A 21,691-nucleotide genomic window follows, 5' to 3' on the forward strand; every position below is an offset into this window, starting at 1 on the left:
AAAGCAAATAGGGATTTTCGGTTTAAAGCCGAAATCCCTATTTTTATTTTATGGAATCCATCTCTATCAGAACCATCATATCTGCCGACGACCCGATTATTGCCAACATCGTAAAAACTACCCTAACAGAATTTGGCATGAACAAGCAGGGCACCGCTTTTTCAGATCCGACTACAGACCACTTATCTGTATTGTTCGACATCCCACGCGCCATTTATTACATCGCTGAAATGGATGGCAGGATCATTGGCGGGGCAGGTATTCACCCGCTGGATGGCGGCCCCGACACGGTATGTGAACTGCAAAAAATGTATCTGTTGCCCGAGGCCCGCGGGAAAGGACTGGCTGGAAAGCTGATCACGATGTGCCTCTCCTATGCTAAACAGCACGGCTATACGCATTGCTACCTGGAAACCAGTCCCGAGCTGGCCCGTGCCCGGAAAGTATATGAACAATTTGGCTTCAGGTACCTGACAGGCCCCATGGGCAACACCGGCCATTTTGGCTGTGACAGCTGGATGCTCAAGGATTTATAGCTTTTCGGTATGCTTGGCTTTTCCGGTAGTACTCAAACCGGCATGCTTCTTGCCAAATGCGGCTACATAAATAACATATCATGAAAAAATTTATTCTGTCTGGTGTATTAGCTATAGGAACGATGCTGGCAGTACAGGCACAAAACGTAAAATTTGGTGTAAAAGGAGGATTGAATATTTCGAAACTCACGAATACGGATGGGTCTAAAACCCTGGCTGGCTTTAATGCCGGTGGACTGGTCAACTTTGAACTGGATAAAAACTGGGCGATCCAACCGGAAGTGTTGTACTCCACCCAGGGAACTAAGTTCGAACATAGCGCTTTCTGGGGATTGATCAGCAATTCCGGTACTACCAAATTGAACTATGTGAATATCCCTGTAATGGTACAATATTCCATCGTTCCTGAATTTTACCTGGAAGCCGGCCCACAACTGGGCATCCTCACCGCTGCCAAAGTAAAATCCGGTAGCGTTACCTTGGATGTAAAAGACCAGATGAAGTCGGTAGATTTCGGCCTGGGCTTTGGCTTTGGCTATAAATTCGATATGGGCTTGGGTATCAGCGGCCGTTATAACTTCGGATTAACTAATGTATACGACTCCGATAAAGTAGACAGTAAGAACTCGGTAGCGCAGATTGGCGTGTTTTATACTTTTTAGAAAGCTGAAAGCGTAAAGCATAAAGCTATTGAGGAGAATGATATAAGCGGATATCTATTCGCATTGATCATTCTCCTCAATAGCTTTATGCTTTCCGCTAATTGACTATCTTTGCCCCTCGCATTAATCATTTTCCGCATGAGTGTTGTACAATCTATCAGAACGGCCGCAGTGGCCGCCATTAAATCGCTTTACGACCAGTCGTTAACGGTAGCCGATATTTCGGTAAATACCACCAAACCTGAGTTCGAAGGCGAGTATACCATTGTAGTTTTCTCTTTCACAAAATTCAGCCGGCAAAAACCGGAAGAAACAGCACAGCGCATAGGGGAATACCTGGTGGCGCATCATCCTGAATTGATTACACGATTCAATGTGGTAAAGGGGTTTCTTAACCTGAGCATTAATGATGCATACTGGACCCGTTTTTTACAGCAAAACTACAGTAACGCCAACATCGGGATACAACCTGCCAATGGTAAAAAGATCATGGTGGAATATTCCTCTCCCAATACCAACAAACCGTTGCACTTAGGGCATCTGCGTAATAATTTCCTGGGATACTCTATCGCAGAAATTATGAAAGCAAATGGTTTTGAAGTGATTAAAGCCAACCTGGTTAATGACCGTGGGATTCATATCTGCAAATCCATGCTGGCATGGCAGCTATTTGCACATGGTGATACCCCGCAAACTACCGGTATTAAAGGCGATCACCTGGTGGGTGACTACTACGTAAAATTTGAATCGGTCGTAAAAGAACAGGCGGAAGTGATCATTGACCGGGTCTTGGAAAGAGACTTCCAGGACTTCGACGCCAACGAAGCTGAAAAACTGGAGAAACTGGTAACTGCCCTGCACAAGCCGGAAGTAAAGGACGATAAAGACAAGGCCGGCAAAATTATGGACGACATCAAAGAGATGTCACGTAATAAAACAGAGATCATGCAGCAGGCGAAAATCATGCTGCAGCAATGGGAAGCCGGCAACCATGAAGTAAGGGAATTATGGGCGACTATGAATGGCTGGGTATATGAAGGATTCAATGAAACCTACAAACGCCTGGGCATCGATTTCGATAAGATGTACTATGAAAGTGAAACCTACCTGTTAGGTAAAAACATCGTAGCCGAAGGGCTGGAGAAAGGCGTACTGTTTAAGAAGGAAGATAATTCCGTTTGGATAGACCTTACCGCCGATGGATTAGATGAAAAGCTACTGCTACGTGGTGATGGCACTTCCGTTTACATGACCCAGGACCTGGGTACTGCCTGCCTGAAGTACGAAGATTACCATATGGATCAAAGCGTGTATGTAGTGGCAGATGAGCAAAACTATCACTTCAAGGTATTGCAACTGATCCTGCAAAAGCTGGGCGAACCGGCTGCTCCGGGCATCCTGCACCTCAGCTATGGCATGGTGGAATTACCCCATGGCCGTATGAAAAGCCGGGAAGGTACGGTAGTAGATGCCGATGACATGATTACAGAAATGGTGGAAACAGCTGCCAAACAGACCAGCGAACTGGGAAAAAAACTGGAGTCATTCTCAGAAGAGGAACTCCATACTTTATATGAAACAATAGGTTTGGGCGGATTGAAATTCTTCCTGCTAAGGGTTGATCCTAGGAAGAGAATGATCTTCAACCCGGAAGAATCTATCAGTTTGACCGGGTTTACCGCCACCTTTGTGCAATATGCCTATGCGCGTATAAAATCTATTATCCGGGAAGTAGGCGCTGTAGCAGACTTACCGTCCTTTAACTATAGCGGCGAATTGCTGCCACTGGAGAAAGAGCTGATCATTCTGAATGAGCAATTCCCTGTAGTACTGGCAGAAGCCTACCGGGAGCTGAGTCCCGCGGTAATTGCCAACTACGCCTTCCAACTGGCGCAGGCGTTTAACTCTTTCTATGGAGAGAAAGTAGAGGGCGTACCTACCTACTCTATCCTGCGTGCCGCCACCGAAGAGAAGAAAAAATTACGGCTGCAGATTATCATGATTACCGCACATACCATTGCGCAGTGCATGAAATTAATGGGTATCCGGGTACCGGAGAGGATGTAAGATATTTTATTTGACAGGAAGGCCTCCCGCTGTAGTGGGAGGTTTTTTTATGCATAAAAAAACGCTGCGAGCCTGACGGCTCGCAGCGTTGACAACTTACCGCCACCGTGGCGAAAGTTGCCGAAGAAAATACCACAGCAGGCAGCGCAGCGAAAAAGGAGCTTGCCTATCCTTTATGCGCTGTTTTTAAAAACCATCTACACTGTGGCAAATATGTCTGTCGGCCGTTGAGGCTTCACTTAATATAATTGCTTCATCGCAAATCGCCGCTCCACGCTCCTGCTCACCTGCACCCATATACGATTTTCCGAGCATAAACATAGCAAAAGCATTTGTAGGTTGCAAGTGCAATACCCGTTTCCATTGTACAATGGCTTTTTTAAAGCGCCGTCTTCCGTACAAGTCGTGTGCCAATTGTTGATAATGACACACACTTTTTAGCGTATCCTTATCAACGTATAACCGTAAAGGATAGTGACAGGCGTTTGCTTTTGTATCAAAGTAACGTATTACCGGTTCACACCTGGCTGCAGTAAACAGCAATAACAGGCTGCAGGTGGCTAAAAGCTGACAGGGTTTCATGTCCGGGCATTTAAGGATACCCGGCAAATGTATATAATAAAATAATTATAAATAATATTTTTTAATATGAAGGATAACTAAGGGCTGCTCAACCCAGTTCTTCTCCACTGAAGGACAGTGGGAGCAAGTCATTGGCATGATTGATCACATATACCCTGCCGGATAAACCACCGAGAATAAGCCGGATAGCACCTTCCTGTTTCATTTCATATTCAGCCAACGCCTGGCGGCACATACCGCAGGGCGAAATGGGATGCCCGCTATCACCCTTAAGATTATGATAGCTGATAGCGATAGTATCTATATCTACGTTGGGATATACAGAGGCGGCAGAGGCCAGCGCCACCCGTTCTGCACAAAGACCAATAGGGAACGATGCATTTTCCTGGTTAGTACCTGCCACAATTTCTCCATTGGCTAAGCGGATCACCGCGCCTACCTGGAAATGCGAATATGGTGCATACGCATGCGCGGTTACTTCTCTCGCTTCTTTCAGCAGCCAGGCATCCGCATCTTCCAAACCATTAATATCATTGTATACGATGTAATCGATATGCAGCTGTTGTTTTTCCATATGAGCAGTTGTAAAGGGTTACTGGCAGGTCTTTTCCTGACGGCAGGCCGGGGCAAAGACGACTACGGACCGGCAAAAGGCCGGTCCGTAATTTACTTTAAATTATATTCAGGGCAATTACTTACTTGATATTTCTAAAGATGCGGCTCCAACGGATACCACCCTCTCCATAACTCATCCAGATCAACCAGGCTTTACCTACTACGTGGTCTTCCGGAACAAAGCCCCAGAAGCGGGAATCCAGGGAATTATTACGGTTATCCCCCATCATCCAGTAATAGTTCATTTTAAACGTGTAGGAGTCGGCAGGCTGGCCGTTAATGATAAACTTACCATCCTTTCTTTCCAGCGTATTGCCTTCATACACACGGATAATGCGATCGTACAACGCAATATTGCTTTCATCCAGTTTTACCGTAGCACCTTTCTTTGGAATGTACATAGGACCGAAGTTTTCATCTGTCCATTTGAAATGCGCAGAGTCATGCGGGAAGATATCGTTATAGTTGAAATCCGAGAAAGCAGATGCTTCATACATTGTAATATTCTTCACGATAGGAAACTGCTTCAGGGCGGCTACATTGTCTGGTGTCAGGTTATAGAGAAATTTATTGGCATCGATCTGGAAAAAATCCGGCGGAGTAGTAGCAATGCCCAATTCTTCGAGCCTGCTGGGATTCAGCTGATCACCAGTGGTTTCAACTACATATTTGTGTTGACTGCCCGGAGGTACCGGCGCTGCCTGTCCATTGATATATACGGCGCCATGAACAATCCGGAGCGTGTCGCCCGCCTGCCCCATACAGCGTTTGATATAGTTTTCGCGTTTATCCACCGGGCGTTGAATGATCTGGTAGGAGTTATGAACCGCCTGCCAGCCATTCTGTCTTACCATGTTATAGTAACTTGGATCCGGCGAGTCTATCGCTACAGTATCTCCCTCCGGGAAATTAAATACCACTACATCGTAGCGTTTAATATCAGAGAAACCTGGTAAACGTCTGTACTTCCATTTTATGGCTTCAGAATAAGCTTTGGTAGACTTTGTAAAGGGAAGGGTATGATGTACAAAAGGTACTGCCAGCGGCGTCATTGGAATACGGGGCCCGTAACTGATCTTGCTGACAAACAGGAAATCGTTTACCAGCAATGTTTTTTCCATAGATGGAGTAGGGATCGTATATGCCTCAAAAATGAAGGTGCGGATAAGCGTGGCTGCTATGATAGCGAAAATACCAGCGTCTAACCATTCTCTAGCCTGAGATTTCTTCTTCTTTGGCTGACTGTCTTTGTTTTTTTTCCAAAATGCCAGGTTCATTCAGTTTCGCTTATTAGATGCTTAAAAAGGCAAATATAATATTCTGCCGTTTGCCAGTAGCTATTCCGCTACAAAAGTTTTCTTAAAAATAGATTAAAAGACAATTTATTATATTTTTCGAATATGTAATATACCACACATCAAATAACCAGTATTTATTGGCTGGATAAGTTTACAATACCGTTTCCAGGATCTGGTTAATGACATCAGCGCGGTTGAGGACCATAAAGTGGCCGGCATCGGGGATCAGGTGGGTTGGGGTGAGATATTTAGCAGGGAAAGGATGGTCTTTAGCACCATGGATATGCACCAGGCCTTCGGGTACCTGTTCATTTTCCCAGTGCAGGATAGCATTTACTGCCCAGCGGGTATAGGCATAATCTTTTTTAGCGAGATATTCATTTACCAGTACCCTTTCTGCCTCAGTTTCAATATCGAGAAACTTTTTCACTATCATATTCCTGCGCTGGTAGAGGAGTTGGTCGGGGAGTTTATGAATGCCCAGGCGTTTCACCCAGTTGTAATAAGGTGGTTTTTCAGCGGTACGCTTGATGCTGGATACCAGGATGTTTTTGGCGATGGGTATGTGCCGGGCAATTTCCAGGCTCATAATACCTCCAAAGGAAACGCCCAGCAGCGTTACTGGTCCATCGGCCCGGATGCCTTTCGCCATGCGGGCGGCATACTGACCGATGGGTTCATCCGGCAATGGGGTGATCCACTGCAGGTAATGTACCTGGTAGGCGGGCGGAAAGCGCAGATTGTTAAAAATGCGCTCATCGGCCCCCAGCCCACTGATCAGGTACAATTGCTTCTGCATATTTCTTTTAAGAACCTACTTTTTTCTTATCGCGGTTAGGCACTACAAAATCGTCTACATCTTCTGCGGTAATAGTTTTGCCGGACAAGATGATCAATCTTTCTACTACGTTGCGCAGTTCACGGATGTTACCGGTCCAGTTATGATTTTGCAACGCTTTCATCGCATCTTTATCTATGGCTTTACGTGCAATACCGTATTCGCTGCAAACGCTGTCGAGGAAGCTATCTACCAGCAATGGCACATCTTCCCGGCGATCGTTCAGGGAAGGTACATGGATAAGAATCACGCTCAGGCGGTGATACAGATCCAGGCGGAAGTTTTTGCTTTCCACTTCCTGCAGCAGGTCTTTATTGGTCGCTGCTACCACGCGTACATCTACACTGATTTCCTTGTCGCCGCCCACGCGGGTAATTTTACCCTCCTGTAAGGCGCGCAGTACCTTGGCCTGGGCACTGAGGCTCATATCACCTATTTCGTCGAGGAAAAGGGTGCCGCCGCTGGCTTGTTCAAATTTACCAATGCGCTGTTTTACAGCAGAAGTAAAGGACCCTTTCTCATGACCGAATAATTCACTTTCTATCAGTTCGCTGGGAATAGCTGCACAGTTCACCTCTACGAGCTGTGCACCTGCGCGGTTGCTGCGTTCGTGCAACCATCGGGCTACCAGCTCCTTTCCTACCCCGTTTTCACCGGTAATCAATACGCGGGCATCGGTAGGTGCTACTTTTTCAATAGTTTCCCTAATCTTCAGTAAGGGAGAAGACTGACCAATCATTTCCGGCACCTTGTTCACCTTGCGGCGCAGGGTTTTGGTTTCGGTCACCAGTGTGGTTTTATCCATCGCATTACGCAGCGTGATCAGCAGGCGGTTCAGGTCTGGTGGCTTCGAAATATAATCATAGGCGCCTTTTTTCACGGCATCAACGGCAGTATCGATATTACCATGCCCCGATACCATGATGATAGGAATATCCGCATTCACTTCCCGGGCTTTTTCTAAGAACTCCAGGCCATCCATTTTAGGCATTTTGATGTCGCATAATACGGCATCGTAAGCCTTTGCCTGGAACATTTTAAATCCTTCCATTCCATCTGCTGCCTCATCTACTTTATACCCCTCGTAACTTAAAATTTCCGTGAGTGTTTTACGAATACTTTTTTCGTCGTCTATTATTAAAATATTAGCCATAATCAGGTTTAATTTTGTACGACCGGCAAATACCTGCCATTTATACAACGGGCAAAAATAAAGATTAATCAGTTAAAATTGCAGGATATATCATATCATTTAACATGTCGGATAAAATTGAGATGACCCCGTACAGCTCCCGCTGGCCGGAAGAATTTAAGGAGATAGCGGCTAACCTGGAAGCAGTATTGGGTAATTATGCCCTGGCTGTTGACCATATTGGCTCCACCAGTGTGCCGGGAATGCCTGCCAAAGATGTTATAGACGTGCAGGTAACGGTGGCCTCGCTGGACCAGCCTATCCAGCCCTTACTGGAGCAACTCGGGTATGAGCGGAAATATGACCTGGCCGACCACCGGCCGCCAGGGAGAACAGACCTGGCCGACGGGGAGCTGGAAAAACATTTCTATTTCAAACAACAACGGCGGATCAACCTGCATGTGCGGGTAGCTGGCCGGTTTAACCAGCGCTATGCGCTGTTGTGCCGCGATTACCTGCGTTCCCATCCGCTCGCCGCACAGGCGTATGGCGTGATCAAACAGGAACTGGCCAGGTATTTCCCGAACAATGCAGACGCTTACTACGACATCAAAGATCCTGTGTTTGACCTCATTATGGAAGGCGCTTATGAGTGGAGCGGAACAAGGCTGTAATAGTATCTGGCTACTGACTTGACATTTCCCCGCTTGTCTACTACCTTTACAGGATTTATGCGTAATTTCAATATATATAAAGTGCCCATCCCTGTAATTACATCCGCATATGAATGAGTTTCTAGAAGAGTTGAAACGGCGGCATCAGCTGGCAGCAGCTAATGCCTATCCCGCGACCGGTGCAGTAGATAATTTTGTCAGCAACCTGGTGAACTGGTTATTTCCGGAACATAAGGGCCAGGTAATTGCTGATCCGCAGGTATTGGAGCAATACAGCGTTCAGCTGGAAACGCAGTTGCAGCAACTGTTGCATTCCATGGCCAACCAATTGCCCACCGATGCGTCTTCCCTGAGCCAGGCCTTTATGGGCAAGGTGCCGGTTATTTACGACGAATTGACCAAAGATGCCAGCGCTATGTACCAGGGCGACCCGGCAGCATCCTGTATGTATGAGGTGATCCGCGCTTATCCCGGTTTTTATGCGATTGCCTTTTACCGCATTGCGCATGCCCTGTATAACCTGAAGATACCGGTATTACCCCGTATGATTACAGAGCTGGCCCATTCCCGCACGGGCGTGGACATACATCCAGGGGCCGTTATTGCGCCCTGGTGTTGCATTGACCATGGCACTGGTATTGTCATCGGGGAAACCAGCATCATAGGACCTCATGTAAAAATATACCAGGGAGTTACTTTGGGAGCGTTGAGCGTAGAAAAAGGAATGGCGCGCAGCAAACGACACCCTACTATTGAAGAACATGTAGTGATTTATGCCGGGGCCACTATCCTGGGGGGCGACACCGTAATAGGCCACCACAGCGTTATTGGCGGGAATGTATGGTTGATTAAAAGCGTAGAACCGTTTTCCCGCATTTATTACAAAGCAGAACATAAATATTCAGATACAAACCAAGATTAATCACATGGCATCCATCATAGAGTTGATCGGCAACACGCCGATGGTAGAATTAAAGCACATTTCGGAAAACCCGGAAGTGAAGATATTCGCCAAACTGGAAGGTAATAATCCCGCAGGTAGTGTAAAAGACCGGGCCGCCTATGGCATGATTAAGGGAGCGCTTGACAGAGGGGATATTAAGCCGGGCATGAAGCTGATTGAAGCCACCAGCGGGAATACGGGCATTGCGCTGGCCATGATATCCAGCCTGTTCGGACTGGAAATAGAACTGGTCATGCCTTCAGATGCCACGCGGGAACGGGTGCTCACGATGGAAGTGTATGGCGCCAAAGTAACGCTCACACCTAAGGAATTGTCTATGGAAGGTTCTATCGATTATGCCAACGACAAAGTGGCGAAGGGTGGTTATTATATGCTGAACCAGTTTGCCAATCCCGATAACTACGGTATGCATTACAAAACCACGGGGCCGGAAATTTGGCGGGATACGGCGGGGAAAGTAACGCACTTTGTCAGCGCGATGGGCACTACAGGTACTATTATGGGCGTATCGCGGTTCCTGAAGGAACAAAACCCGGATGTACAGATCGTTGGTTGTCAACCTACAGAAGGATCGAAGATTCCCGGTATCCGTAAGTGGCCGGAGGCTTATCTCCCTAAGATATTTGACAAATCCCGGGTAGACCGGATTATGGATATTGCCGAGGCCGATGCCCGGGCGATGTCTAAACGACTGGCCAAAGAGGAAGCTGTTTTCTGCGGAATGAGCAGTGGCGGCGCTGTATCAGCAGCAGCACGGTTATCGCGCGAGTTACGTAGTGGCATTATCGTTAGCATCATCTGCGACCGCGGCGACCGGTATTTATCGAGCGATTTGTTTTCCTGAGCTAAGAACTGAAAGCTAAAAGCATAAAGCTATTGTGGCGAATGACCAGAGCGTATATTAAAAATCGCTTTGATCATTCGCCACAATAGCTTTATGCTTTAGCCTTATGCTTTCGGCTATTTCTTCATGTACATTACTTCCTTCACCAGTTTCACGGTACGTTCTACATCCGGCAGGTATAATTTTACCAGGTTAGGCGCGTAGTGCATAGGCGCATCCTGTGCAGTGATACGGCGGATAGGTGCATCCAGGTAGTCGAAACCTTCTTTCTGGATACGGTAAGCGATTTCGGAAGAAACGCTGGAGAACGGCCATTGTTCTTCTACGATCACCAGGCGGTTTGTTTTCTTTACAGATTCCAGGATGGTAAACCAGTCCAGCGGACGGATGGTACGCAAGTCGATTACTTCCGCTTCGATACCTTCTTTTGCCAGTTCTTCTGCAGCGCCCAAAGCCACTTTCATCATTTTGTTGAAAGAAACGATGGTCACATCTTTACCAGCACGTTTAATATCTGCTTTACCGATTGGGATGATGTATTCTTCTTCAGGTACTTCACCCATATCGCCGTACATCAATTCACTTTCCATGAAAACAACCGGATCGTCATCGCGGATAGCCGCTTTGAGCAAACCTTTTGCATCATATGGGTTAGAAACGGATACTACTTTCAGGCCGGGGATATTGGCATAATAGCTTTCGAATGCAGTGGAGTGCTGTGCACCCAGCTGTCCGGCAGAACCGTTAGGCCCGCGGAAAACGATCGGACATCCTACCTGTCCACCACTCATCGCCAACATCTTGGAGGCGGTATTGAGGATCTGATCCAAAGCCAGCACTGCAAAGTTCCAGGTCATGAACTCTACCACCGGACGCAGGCCGTTTTGAGCGGCACCTACTCCAATGGCGGCAAACCCAAGTTCTGCAATCGGCGTGTCAATTACACGCTTTGGACCAAATTCATCCAGCATTCCCTGGCTCACTTTATAAGCACCATTGTATTCGGCTACTTCCTCCCCCATCAGGAATACGCGTTCATCACGGCGAAATTCCTCCTGCAGGGCTTCTCTTAAGGCTTGTCTGAAAGCTATCTGACGCATGCTATTCTTAATTGAAAGTTTAAATGCCTTATTTAAAGGCAGGGCAAAAATATTGTTTGTTCACGAAAAAGCAAAGTAAACGCCCGATTAATAATTATTATGACAATGATATAAGGGTGGTAGCTTATTAATTAATAAAAATACATATATTTATATTTTGTAACTTTATTGAAGCCCGTGCTAACTCGTTTATCGTCATGATCACGATTACTATCCTGACACTTTGCTTTTTAGCTGCCCTATCCTGTAAAATAAAAAAAGTGAAAGCGCCGGTCGTCCAGGTACTCCTTTGGTACTTTCACCTGTTTTTGGGTAGTATCAGCCTGATATGCCTGTTCCTGATGCTTAATAACTACGGTTTTAAGGGCACACAAACAGAGCGGGTATTCTTTACCCTATATGCCGGCACCGGCATGTTGTTATATGGACTCGCCAAACCCGACAACGATGCCCGCTATGCTTACCTGCTGTGCTTTTTCGGGTTTCCGTTTGCGTTGCTATTGGGATTGCTGATTCCGCCATTGCGCACCATTACGCTGGTGGCAGCTATTACGCTGCTGTCTGACAGCGAGTTTCAGCGTTACGATATCGACAATGACTTCGCCCTGCAAACCAAGAGCACCAGTATTTTATCGATTTACCCGGTTTACAGCCTGGTAGCCGATAAATACCTATTTTTTGAGAAGCTGACACCGGATGTTATCCGGCCGGGAGCGGCGCCCGGTTCCCTGAAAATGGAAAAAAGGGGTAAAGACAGTGTCAGGATCCTGTTGAAAACAACAGGCCACAAAGTAGACACCGTACTCTTACTGTCGGAATAAACAGGCGTGGCGCCGTATCAGATATTAATAGCGCTTTTTCCCGCTCCGAGCAGGAAAGCATCTTTCAACGCCTCTGAATAGGTAGGATGCGCGTAACAGATCCTGAACATTTCTTCAGCGGTAGTTTCATGCGCCATGCCCACCGCGGCCTGTCCAATCACATCGGCTGCCCTTGGGCCAATGATATGTACGCCCAGCACTTCGTTGTAAGCTTCCGCTACCAGTACTTTCACGAAGCCCTCCGTATCCATGGAAGCCCTGGCGCGGGCACTGGCCATATAAGGGAACTTACCGGAGCGGTAGGCAATGCCACCGGCTTTTAATTGCTCCTCCGTAGCGCCTACCGACGCCACTTCCGGCCAGGTATACACTACATTGGGAATGAGGTTATAATTGAGATGCGATATTAATCCACCTAATACTTCTGCTACCAGGGTACCCTCTTCTTCTGCTTTATGTGCCAGCATAGGCCCTTCTATCACATCGCCAATGGCATATATATGTGGGACCGCTGTTTGCAACGTTTTATTCACAGGTATCTTCCCGTTCTTCATCGTTTCAATACCTGTTGCGGCCAGGTTCAGACCGGCAGTATAAGCGCGGCGACCTACCGCCATCATGCAATAATCAGCTGTTAGCTCCTGCTGCTGGCCGTCTTTATCAAGATACCCTACCGCTGCAGCACTGCCGGTATTTACGGCCGATTGCACCCGGCAGTTCAACCGGATATCTACCGGCAACCCCGCCAGTGATTTCTGCAACGCTTTACCCAATTCCTGGTCCATCGTGGGAATGAGGCTGCCCGCGTATTCCAGGATGGTTACCTTCGTACCAATGCGGGCATATACAGAAGCCATTTCCACTCCAATTACCCCACCACCTATAATAATCATAGATGCCGGTTGAACAGGTAATGACAACGCTTCCGTGGAAGAAATGACCCTTCTTTTATCGATGGTGATACCCGGCAAAGAAGCCGGCTTGGAGCCAGTGGCAATAACAAAGTATCGTCCCTGCAATACCTGGTCCCCTACCTTTAACTGGTGGGCATCGAGGAAACTACCGAGGCCATAGTGCACGGCGATCTTATTCTTTTTCATCAGGTATACCAGCCCGGAAGTATTTTGCTTCACCACCTCCCGTTTCCGCTGAATAAATTGCTGAAAATTGAGCTGCAGACCCTCCAGGTCAATACCATGGGTACCAAATTGCACCGCCGCCTTGTGATAGTGCTCCGAGCTGTCCAATAAAGCTTTGGCAGGTATACAGCCAACATTGGTACAGGTGCCTCCAAGCACGTCGTATTTTTCCACCAACGCCACTTTGAACCCCAGTTGCGCCGCCCGTATGGCACATACATAGCCGCCGGGGCCTGCACCGATTACCACTATATCGTAATTAACCGTTTCCATGATAAGTCTTTTTTTACAGGCATAAAGGTAATTAAAGTATAGATAAAAAATACCGATCGGTATTTTTTATCTATAAAAAAAGCCGTCACTACTAAATAGAGACGGCTTCTCGAATATTTTATACTTTTTCGATGATAACAGCGCTGGCGCCACCACCACCGTTACAAATACCGGCTACTCCATAGCGGGCATTCTGCTGATGCAGGATGGCATTGAGGGTTACCACGATACGGGCACCGCTGCAACCGATAGGATGTCCCATCGCTACGGCGCCACCCCATACATTTACCTTATCCATGGCGAGACCCAGGTCTTTTGCATTGGCAATAGGTACGCAGGAAAATGCTTCATTTACTTCGGCATAGTCCATGTCACCGATCTTCAGGCCTGCTTTGTGCAACGCATTGTTAATTGCTTTTACCGGCGTAGTAGTAAACCATTCTGGCGCCTGGGATGCATCTGCAAAGCTGACAATCTTCGCCAGCGGCTTCAGACCCAGTTCTTTTAATTTTTCGCCACTTACCAATACCACCGCGGCTGCGCCGTCATTGATATTGGAAGCATTGGCAGCAGTGATGGTACCATCTTTCTGGAAACTTGGCTTCAGGGTAGGTACTTTTTCGAAAATCACCTTCTTGTAATCTTCGTCTTCCGCTACGGTTACTACCTGTTTACCAGGCACCTGCACCGGTACTACTTCTGCTTTATAGTATCCCTTTTCCCAGGCATTTGCTGCGCGCTTATAGCTTTCGATAGCGTATGCATCCTGGTCTTCCCGGGTAATGTGATACTCGGTAGCACATAATTCCGCGGCATTACCCATGTGGAAATCTTTATAAGGGTCCCACAGGCCATCGCGGATAATACCGTCTATTACACTGCCATGCCCGAGTTTATAACCCGTGCGGGCTTTATCCAGGTAATAGGGAGCAGCGCTCATATTTTCCATACCACCGGCTACCACTACGTCGTTATCGCCCAGCATGATGCTTTGTGCGCCCAACATAATGGCTTTCATCCCGGAGGCACAAACTTTATTCACGGTAGTACAGGGAACCGTATTGGGGATGCCTGCTGCCAGACTGGCCTGGTTGGCAGGCGCCTGTCCCAGGTTAGCACTAAGTACATTACCCATATACACTTCATTCACCGCTGCTGTCGCTACGCCGGCTCTTTCGAGGGCTGCTTTGATAACGGTAGCACCTAACTGTGTTGCCGGAATACCCGCCAGGGCACCATTGAAGGATCCAATGGGCGTACGGGCGGTAGCAACTATAAATACTTCTTTCATCTGATAAATAAGATTGATTTGGCTAGTTTATAATCTACCAAATATACGGAAAAGCTTAAAGCAGAAAGCCGAAAGCATAAAGCTATGGAAGCGAATCTTCACGAATATCTAAAAGTCTCACCAGTCGCCTGTCTCCGTAGCTTTCTGCTTTCTGCCAGAATTTAGGTATGTTTGCAGTTGCATTGACTGAACCGTGATATCTCAAAACTCCATACAGCAGATCCTCAGTCGCATAGACATTGTGGATATAGTGGGTTCCTTCGTTAAATTGAAAAAACGGGGCGCCAACTACCTCGGTCTGTGCCCATTTCACAACGAAAAGTCGCCTTCCTTCACTGTATCTCCTGGTAAAGAGATCTATAAATGTTTTGGTTGTGGCGCCAGCGGTAACTCGATCAGCTTTATCATGGAGCATGAAAAATACTCCTATGTAGAAGCCCTGCGCTGGCTGGCTCAACGTTACCAGATAGAGCTGGAAGAAACAGAGGTGAGCCCGGAGGTGAAGCAGTACCAGTTGATGGCGGATAGTTTGTTTATCATCAACAACTATGCACGGGAGTATTTCACGGATACCTTATTCAACAAGGAAGAAGGACAAAATATTGGGTTAAGCTACTTTGAAGAAAGGGGATTTACGGAAGAAACGATCAAAAAGTTCCAGCTGGGATATTGCCTGAACACCTTCGACGCCTTCGCCAAATCGGCGCTGGAAAAGGGTTACAACCTGGAATACCTGCAAAAAACTGGTTTGGTCACTATTCGCAATGACCAGCCCGCCGACAATTACCGGGGCCGTGTTATCTTCCCGATACATAACCAATCCGGTAAGATCCTGGGCTTCGGCGCCCGTATTTTGGGAGCCAAATCAGACCGGGCGCCCAAGTACATTAACTCCCCCGAGAACGAGATTTATGTAAAAAGCCGGGTACTGTATGGTACTTACTTTGCTCGGCATGCGATAGATAAGCAGAACGAGTGCCTACTGGTAGAAGGTTATACCGATGTGATATCACTGCATCAGGCTGGTGTGGAAAACGTGGTGGCCTCCAGTGGTACCTCCCTCACACAGGACCAGCTAAGGCTCATCAAGAAATACACGAATAACCTCACCATCTTGTACGATGGAGATAGCGCCGGGGTAAAGGCAGCGCTCCGCGGCCTGGATATGGCTATTGAAGAAGGCCTGAATGTGAAACTGGTACTGTTGCCAGACAAAGAAGACCCGGATAGCTACGTACAGAAAATAGGCGCCGCCGCATTCCGGGAGTTTATCCAGGAGCATAAGCAGGACTTCGTGCTGTTTAAGCTGCAATTGAGCATGCAGGAAGCGGGCAGCGACAGTACAAAAAAGTCGCAGCTGGTCAATGAAATTGCCGAAACTATTTCCAAAATTGATAAGGCGGAAGACTTTACCCGGCAGCAGGATTATATCCGCCAATGCAGTCAGCTACTGCATATCGACGAACAGGGGCTGATCCAGCTGGTCAATAAATTTATTCGCGACCGGCTCGTTAAACGCGAACAGGCCCATGCCCGCAACCAACCCGCTACAGACGACGATGCATTGAGCGAAGAGGCGATAGCTGCTATGGAAGCCGCAGAAACCGGTATTTCGGTAGAGTCGCTGCTCAACGGGCACGAAAGGCAAGAAAAGGAACTGGTAAAAATATTACTGCGTTTCGGGGATAAACCCTTCAGTGAAGAAGAAAACAGCACAGTAGCGGACTATGTGTTTCATTTGCCGTACGACTTTGAGGCACTGGCAGAAAGTGAGCTGGTGAAAAGAATTTTGAGAGAATACAAGGCGCTGTATGATGCGGGTAATTTGCAGGACAAGCGTTGGTTCCTGTATCATGAAGACCAGGCATTGTCCAAACAGATTGCCAATATCCTGGAAGATAAAGAAGCGGATTTGAGTATTAACTGGAAAGACCGTTTTGAAATTGATACCGTGTATGGCGACAATGCCTACCTGAGAGATACCATCTCTACCACCAACTACCTGATACTGCGCAAGATCAAAAAGCTGATCCACGAAAACCAGGAAGAGGCTAAAAAAGCCACTGAAATGGATCAGATTATTGCCTGCCTGGAAATGCAGAAGCATTTGAATGCCCTGGAAAAAGAACTGACCAATGGCATGGGCACTGTTATTTTCAAATAGCCAATAGCGTTAGCATTCCTATATTCTTTCCCATACCTGGAAAGAGAAAGGATATTGGTTTTTCTCATCTTCTTCGTGGCGTTCATCGCTTATCAGTTCAAACTCACCGCCATCTATTTGCGGAAAGAAAGCATCGCCGTGTACCACTGCATATACGCGTGTGAGGTAGATGCGATCTACTTTGGCCCAGGCTTGTTTGAAGATTTGTGAGCCGCCCGTGATAAACAATTCGTCGCCTCCGAAAGAGCGGGCTTTTTCAATGCCCTCTTCAATAGAGCTAACGACATATACCCCTTCCGGGTGATAATCAGCCTGGCGGGTAATAACAATATTGGGGCGGCCCGGGAGGGGCTTGCCGAGTGAGTCGAAAGTTTTGCGTCCCATTACAATGGGTTTACCCAGTGTAGTAGCCTTAAAATATTTGAGATCAGTAGGCAGGCGCCAGGGCAACATGTTATTGATACCAATAGCATTATTTTCTGACGCTGCTACGATGATGGAAATGCGCATATGCAAAGGTTATATAGCTACCGGAGCTTTAATAGCCGGATGAAACTGATAGTGCTGTAACTCGAAATCTTCGAAGGTAAAAGAGAAGATATCTTTTACTTCCGGGTTGATTTTCATGACCGGCAGCGGGAACGGCTGCCTGCTCAGTTGCAGTTGCGCCTGTTCCATATGGTTGCTATACAGGTGTACATCACCGAAGGTGTGTATAAAGTCGCCGGCATCCAGGTCGCATACCTGTGCCATCATCATGGTCAGCAGGGCGTAGGAAGCGATATTGAATGGTACGCCCAGGAATACATCGGCGCTGCGCTGGTAAAGTTGGCAGCTCAGTTTTCCACGGGTTTCTCCTTTTTCCTTATCTGCCGGGGTTACATAAAACTGGAACAGGCAATGACAGGGGCTGAGAGCCATTTCAGGCAACTCTCCCACGTTCCAGGCGTTGACGATAATACGGCGGGAATCAGGGTTGTTTTTAATGGTATTGACCGCTTCTGTGATCTGGTCGATCACTTTCCCGTTGGGGGCTTCCCAGCTGCGCCATTGTTTGCCGTAAACAGGGCCCAGGTCGCCGTTTTTATCGGCCCATTCGTCCCAGATACTTACGCCATGCTCTTTCAACCAGGCAATATTGGTATCGCCTTTCAAAAACCAGAGCAGCTCGTATATAATTGATTTTAGATGTAATTTTTTGGTAGTTACTAACGGAAAGCCTTCCTGTAAATTGAAACGCATCTGGTAACCGAAGCAACTGGTGGTTCCTGTTCCGGTGCGGTCAGTTTTCACGGCGCCTTCCCGGATAATATGTTGTAATAATGATAAATACTGATCCATAAGGCTGCAATTTACAAAGTTTACTGATGAAAAATATAATGTATTCCAGTCAAAGAAAAAAACGGTAGATACGTATAAATCACGTAAATTTTGTTGCTTAGTATTCGACTTACTGAGACTGGCTTAATGAGAAACTTGCAGGAAGTATGTGCGGAAAACCTCAATGACCATGGCCACTTCACTGCATAACCAAGGCAACAAAATCAGCTATTATTAGCAACCAAAATCAGGAATTACTATTTACTTCATTATTAAATCTGTTATCAGCTCTATGATAAGATAACCTATTTCATCACTATCATCATTTTATAAACCAAACAAGCTATGCTTCTACCAAAATCAGGCTTGCTGGTACTGCTTTGTCTTTGCAGTACCCTGGCATTATTTGCCCAACAAAATATCACCGGAAAAACAAGGGATGCCGTTAGTGGTAAACCTATTCCCGGTGTAACCGTGCGGGTACCCAATAGTAATAAAGGCACCATTTCAGACGCCAGCGGTAATTATACGTTGGTGGTACCAGCCGGCACAACCAGTTTACTGGTCAGCTATACTGGCTATAAAAGCCAAACCATCCCGATCAAAGCTGACCAATCTGTAGTTAATATTTCTATGGAAGAAGACTTTGCTCGTCTCGAAGAAATTGTAGTAACCGGTTTGGCTACGAATGTAAAGCGTGCCAACCTTGCGAATGCGGTAGCTACTATTTCTGGTAAAGAATTAACTGGTGTAGCGCCTGCACAAACCTTCGATGCTGCACTGAGTGGTAAAATACCCGGTGCATTGATCACTGCCAACTCGGGCGCTCCCGGTGGCGGTATCTCTGTAAAAATGCGTGGTATTACTTCCGTATTCGGTAATTCACAGCCACTGTATGTGGTAGACGGCGTTTTCTTCAACAGCGCCAGTATTCCTGCAGGACTCAATGATGTAACCGGGGCAGCTACTGCCGGTAACCCAAACAACCAGGATAACCCCTCCAGCCGTATTGCTGATCTCAATCCTGAAGATATTGAAAATATAGAGATCCTGAAAGGCGCCTCTGCCTCCGCGTTGTATGGCGCGAAAGCAGCTGCCGGCGTAGTTATCATCACCACAAAAAAAGGGAAATCAGGAAAAACCAAAATCAGTATAAACCAGGAAACAGGTTTCGTGAAAGAACGGCATCTGCTGGGAGTACGCACCTTTACTCCTGAAACAGCTGCAGACCTGGCCGGTACTGCCGACAATCCCGATCCTACTGTGCAGGCTAACCGCGCCGCATTAAAAGCACAGTTTAACGCCGCAAAAAGCGCAGGAAAAATTTATGATTATGAAAAAGAAATGTACGGACAAACCGGACTTTTGCTGAACACCAATGTGTCGGTGAGTGGCGGAGGAGATAAAACCACCTTTTACCTTTCAGGCAATCGCCGGCAGGAACAAGGTATTATCAAAGGTACCGGCTATTTCAACAATGCCTTGCGCCTGAATGTAGATCATAAGATAAACGATCGTATATCCCTCGGCGTTACTACCAACTATATTGGTTCTTCGTCCGACAGAGGGCTTACCAACAACGATAATAATGGTGTTACTTTTGGTGTGGCACTTTCTTCCACACCGGATTTCATAGACCTGCACCCCAATGCGCTGGGCGAATATCCCCGTAACCCCTTTGCAGCTTCCAATCCGCTGGAAACGAGAGACAAGATCATCAACAACGAGCTGACCAATCGTTTTGTGGGTGGCGCCAATATTGACATTAAATTCCAGCAAAGCACACATTCTACTACCAAATTTGTGGGTCGTGGCGGTCTGGACTATTTCAACTTCAAAACCGCAGCCTTGTTTCCCCGCGATCTGCAATTTGAAGAAAATGGCTTGCTGGGACAGTCTATACAGGGAAATACTAACAGCTCCAATACTAACTGGGGTGGATTTTTTGTAAATACATTTATTCCTAATGAAAATATCAGTTTAACCAGCAGTGCCGGTGCCACGCTGGAAACGGGTTTCATAGACAATATTGTGACATCCGCCAGCAACATGGTGTCAGGGCAGAGCAACCTGGATGCGAGTGGTAACACCACCACCCGGCAATTCCGCCAGAAATACCGCGATAATGGTTTCTTCGTACAGGAAGAATTGACGCTGATAGATGCATTTACCATTAGTGGTGGTGTGCGTTTCGACAGATCCACCAACAACGGTGACTTTAAAAAATACTACGTCTTCCCTAAAGGAGCGGTGTCATGGAATCTTACTAAAATGAAATTCTGGAAAGTAAATGCCATCGACAACCTGAAAGTACGGGCTGCGTATGGTCAATCCGGTAACGTACCTCCTTATGGTAGTAAGTTTACCGCCATGTTGGGAAGCAATATTGGCGGGCTTCCGGGCGTACTGGTGGATAACCTGCAGGGAAATGCCCAGATCAAACCGGAAAGACAGGCTGAATTTGAAACCGGTCTGGATATCAGTGTACTAAAAGGCCGTATCAGCCTGGAAGCTACCTACTACGACAAAACCATTACTGATGTGTTGCTGCGGCACAACCTTCCCGGTTCTACCGGTTTTTCCACCGAATGGAAAAACAGTGGCGACCTTAAAAACCAGGGTATAGAACTCGGGCTTACCGTGATACCGGTGAATACGCCTAATTTCAAGTGGACCAGTAACCTTAACTGGTGGCGTAATCGGTCGAAGGTAACGCGATTGATTATACCTCCTTTTGCGATAGGTGCATTTGGTAACTCACTGGGTACTTTCTACCTGGAACAGGGTAGACCTGCCACACAGATCAAAGGTAATGTAGGAGGGCAGTTAAAACTCCTGGGCGACGCAGAGCCTAAATTCCAGGCGAGTTTCTCCAATGAGCTCACCATCTTTAAGAACTTCTCCCTCCGTTTCCTGATTCACTGGAAGAAAGGCGGAGATAATATTAATCTCACTGAGCTGCTGACTGACCTGGGCTCTACTACTGTTGACTACGATGATGTTATCAACGGAATGAAGGCGGGTCTTTACCGTCAGAATGCAGGCGACGCCTCCATTTATGTACAGGATGCTTCGTACGTGCGTATCCGCGAGATAGGCCTTTACTATAGTATCCCATTAAAAAATACAGAGAAGATCAAATCGATTCGCGTAGGTATTTCTGCGAACAACTTCTTTACCTGGACGAGATACAAAGGATATGATCCCGAAGTATCCAATTTTGGAAGCAACACCATTACCACCTCTCAAAGCCGTGGTAGCAACGGGTTATCAACAGGTGTAGACGTAACGCCATACCCTGCTTCCAAGAGAGCCAGTTTCCATGTTGGTATAGATTTCTGATCATTATCTGTCTGTTAAAATCATAGTAT

Annotated in this window: 19 protein-coding genes; 9 read left to right on the plus strand and 10 right to left on the minus strand. The window is 46.9% G+C overall.

Annotated elements, in window-relative coordinates:
- The first annotated feature begins 50 nt into the window (after positions 1–50).
- From HGH90_RS06750 to argS, 3 genes are all read left to right on the plus strand, one after another.
- Positions 51–536, plus strand: a complete 486-nt coding sequence (locus tag HGH90_RS06750; protein WP_168762403.1) for a GNAT family N-acetyltransferase — start codon at positions 51–53, stop codon at positions 534–536.
- 80 nt (positions 537–616) lie between these two features.
- A complete protein-coding gene (locus HGH90_RS06755) occupies positions 617–1,198 on the plus strand; it encodes a porin family protein (RefSeq protein ID WP_168762402.1) in 582 nt (193 codons plus the stop codon).
- A 138-nt stretch (positions 1,199–1,336) separates the two neighbouring features.
- Entirely contained in the window at positions 1,337–3,265 is a 1,929-nt protein-coding gene (gene argS, locus HGH90_RS06760; RefSeq protein ID WP_169190706.1) for an arginine--tRNA ligase, read from the plus strand.
- A 186-nt stretch (positions 3,266–3,451) separates the two neighbouring features.
- Here argS and HGH90_RS06765 read toward each other — a convergent pair whose 3' ends face one another.
- The 5 genes from HGH90_RS06765 to HGH90_RS06785 form a co-directional block, all read right to left on the minus strand.
- Complete coding sequence (locus HGH90_RS06765; RefSeq protein ID WP_168762400.1) at positions 3,452–3,847, minus strand: tetratricopeptide repeat protein; 396 nt, start codon at positions 3,845–3,847, stop codon at positions 3,452–3,454.
- An 88-nt stretch (positions 3,848–3,935) separates the two neighbouring features.
- Entirely contained in the window at positions 3,936–4,421 is a 486-nt protein-coding gene (locus HGH90_RS06770) for a cytidine deaminase (protein ID WP_168762399.1), read from the minus strand.
- A 121-nt stretch (positions 4,422–4,542) separates the two neighbouring features.
- Positions 4,543–5,739 (minus strand): signal peptidase I, encoded by a 1,197-nt coding sequence (gene lepB / locus HGH90_RS06775; protein WP_168762398.1) that lies wholly within the window; start codon positions 5,737–5,739, stop codon positions 4,543–4,545.
- Positions 5,740–5,911: 172 nt separating this feature from the next.
- Complete coding sequence (locus HGH90_RS06780; RefSeq protein ID WP_168762397.1) at positions 5,912–6,559, minus strand: alpha/beta fold hydrolase; 648 nt, start codon at positions 6,557–6,559, stop codon at positions 5,912–5,914.
- Positions 6,560–6,566: 7 nt separating this feature from the next.
- Entirely contained in the window at positions 6,567–7,751 is a 1,185-nt protein-coding gene (locus tag HGH90_RS06785) for a sigma-54-dependent transcriptional regulator (RefSeq protein ID WP_168762396.1), read from the minus strand.
- A 104-nt stretch (positions 7,752–7,855) separates the two neighbouring features.
- Between HGH90_RS06785 and HGH90_RS06790 the strand changes: the two genes are divergently transcribed.
- The 3 genes from HGH90_RS06790 (at position 7,856) to cysM (ending at position 10,212) form a co-directional block, all read left to right on the plus strand.
- Positions 7,856–8,404: a GrpB family protein gene (locus tag HGH90_RS06790; protein WP_211092863.1), complete on the plus strand. Its 549-nt coding sequence runs from the start codon at positions 7,856–7,858 to the stop codon at positions 8,402–8,404.
- A 109-nt stretch (positions 8,405–8,513) separates the two neighbouring features.
- Positions 8,514–9,326, plus strand: a complete 813-nt coding sequence (locus tag HGH90_RS06795) for a serine O-acetyltransferase (protein ID WP_168762395.1) — start codon at positions 8,514–8,516, stop codon at positions 9,324–9,326.
- Positions 9,298–10,212 carry a cysteine synthase CysM gene (gene cysM / locus HGH90_RS06800; protein ID WP_410493675.1) on the plus strand — a complete coding sequence of 305 codons (915 nt, stop codon included), beginning with the start codon at positions 9,298–9,300 and terminating at the stop codon, positions 10,210–10,212. Before HGH90_RS06795 ends, cysM begins: the two co-directional genes overlap by 29 nt.
- Positions 10,213–10,328: 116 nt before the next feature.
- On the opposite strand, the gene HGH90_RS06805 is transcribed toward cysM, so the two are convergent.
- A complete protein-coding gene (locus HGH90_RS06805; protein WP_345725725.1) occupies positions 10,329–11,324 on the minus strand; it encodes a pyruvate dehydrogenase complex E1 component subunit beta in 996 nt (331 codons plus the stop codon).
- Between the two features lie 185 nt (positions 11,325–11,509).
- Between HGH90_RS06805 and HGH90_RS06810 the strand changes: the two genes are divergently transcribed.
- Entirely contained in the window at positions 11,510–12,133 is a 624-nt protein-coding gene (locus HGH90_RS06810) for a hypothetical protein (RefSeq protein WP_168762392.1), read from the plus strand.
- 17 nt (positions 12,134–12,150) lie between these two features.
- On the opposite strand, the gene lpdA is transcribed toward HGH90_RS06810, so the two are convergent.
- Positions 12,151–13,545 carry a dihydrolipoyl dehydrogenase gene (lpdA, locus tag HGH90_RS06815; RefSeq protein WP_168762391.1) on the minus strand — a complete coding sequence of 465 codons (1,395 nt, stop codon included), beginning with the start codon at positions 13,543–13,545 and terminating at the stop codon, positions 12,151–12,153.
- 118 nt (positions 13,546–13,663) lie between these two features.
- Positions 13,664–14,836: an acetyl-CoA C-acyltransferase gene (locus HGH90_RS06820; RefSeq protein ID WP_168762390.1), complete on the minus strand. Its 1,173-nt coding sequence runs from the start codon at positions 14,834–14,836 to the stop codon at positions 13,664–13,666.
- Positions 14,837–15,029: 193 nt separating this feature from the next.
- On the opposite strand from HGH90_RS06820, the gene dnaG reads away from it, so the two are divergent.
- Entirely contained in the window at positions 15,030–17,000 is a 1,971-nt protein-coding gene (dnaG, locus tag HGH90_RS06825; RefSeq protein ID WP_168762389.1) for a DNA primase, read from the plus strand.
- Positions 17,001–17,018: 18 nt separating this feature from the next.
- On the opposite strand, the gene HGH90_RS06830 is transcribed toward dnaG, so the two are convergent.
- Together HGH90_RS06830 and HGH90_RS06835 are read right to left on the minus strand one after the other, a co-directional pair.
- Positions 17,019–17,510: a dihydrofolate reductase gene (locus tag HGH90_RS06830; RefSeq protein WP_168762388.1), complete on the minus strand. Its 492-nt coding sequence runs from the start codon at positions 17,508–17,510 to the stop codon at positions 17,019–17,021.
- Positions 17,511–17,519: 9 nt separating this feature from the next.
- Positions 17,520–18,341: a thymidylate synthase gene (locus HGH90_RS06835; protein ID WP_168762387.1), complete on the minus strand. Its 822-nt coding sequence runs from the start codon at positions 18,339–18,341 to the stop codon at positions 17,520–17,522.
- A gap of 324 nt (positions 18,342–18,665) precedes the next feature.
- Between HGH90_RS06835 and HGH90_RS06840 the strand changes: the two genes are divergently transcribed.
- The gene (locus HGH90_RS06840) at positions 18,666–21,662 is read left to right on the plus strand and encodes a SusC/RagA family TonB-linked outer membrane protein (protein WP_168762386.1); all 2,997 of its coding nucleotides are present in this window, start codon (positions 18,666–18,668) and stop codon (positions 21,660–21,662) included.
- Positions 21,663–21,691 lie beyond the last annotated feature (29 nt).

The sequence above is a fragment of the Chitinophaga sp. Ak27 genome, assembly GCF_012726295.1.
Taxonomy (GTDB): Bacteria; Bacteroidota; Bacteroidia; order Chitinophagales; family Chitinophagaceae; genus Chitinophaga.